This is a genomic window from Citrobacter sp. Cy070, assembly GCF_030332245.1.
GTDB lineage: Bacteria > Pseudomonadota > Gammaproteobacteria > Enterobacterales > Enterobacteriaceae > Citrobacter > Citrobacter youngae.
This window is the reverse complement of record NZ_JAOWIG010000024.1, coordinates 1-896: the sequence shown is the minus strand read 5'-3', so window position 1 is coordinate 896 and position 896 is coordinate 1. Positions and strand designations below refer to the sequence as shown.

The following is an 896-nucleotide window of genomic DNA, read 5'->3' as shown; positions in this document are numbered from 1 at the left end:
GACCACCGCCGACGCCGCCATCTTCTTTTTATAGCGGGCGTAGTAGGCGCTTCCTTCCGGGTAGGACAGAACGTCGAAATACTGCACCACCCGCCGCTGCGTCAGTTTTTCAATGACCCCCCGAACTTTAATCAGCGGTGCCGGAGGCGGCAGCACCGGGTCCGGTGGAGCATTTTTCAGCGCGTCCAGCAGTTCTTTCTCTTTCAGGCGAAAATGTGCCAGCCATTTTCCTTTTTCATTGCTGGCCTCGATATTGCGCAGAATTTCCTGCGTTCGCGCCAGCTCACTTTTTTGCTGCAGGTAGTTATGCAGCGGATATTTTTTATTGCTGCCTTCGAGGCTTCTTCGCAATCCGTCCGAGAATTTCAGCTCTTTTTTCATAATTTATCCATGCCATTAAGAACCATTCAACATCCGTATTAATAATAAAAAAAACAATGTGTCCCCCCTGAATAATCAAAGGGGGTTCCTTTGCGCAGAGGATTTGGCGGGTTCCCCGTTCGCTGCCACTCTTTTTTTCGCCGTTTATGGAGCGTGTCCAGGTTAATATCCGCCACGTTTTCCCAGCCCAGCAGAGTGAATATCTCCTCTGACAGCGTTTCTTCCGGTAACGGTTTATGTTTGTAAATTGACCAGGCCGCGGGAAGCAGACACAACCCCAGTAAGGCCAGAAAAGCTACTGCCATAAGTGAATAAAAATATGGATTTGAGAATGCCTCCCATCCATTATATACATGTATATATAATGGGATAATAATAACCAGGCACAAATAGCAAACCCGTAGCGGGATACGCACTGCCGCCCGGCGCGCCTGATTCTTTCCCCGGTAGCACCCCGGCGTCATGCACAGGGACTGCTCCTCCGGCTTGTGGATGGCATACACCAGATACTCCTC

At 50.0% G+C, this 896-nt stretch carries 2 pseudogenes; both read right to left on the bottom strand.

Going from position 1 to position 896, the window contains the following annotated elements:
* Positions 1-381 (bottom strand): annotated as a pseudogene (locus tag OGY19_RS02295) (hypothetical protein); the annotation flags it as partial.
* A 38-nt stretch (positions 382-419) separates the two neighbouring features.
* A pseudogene (locus OGY19_RS02290) lies at positions 420-896 on the bottom strand (hypothetical protein); the annotation flags it as partial.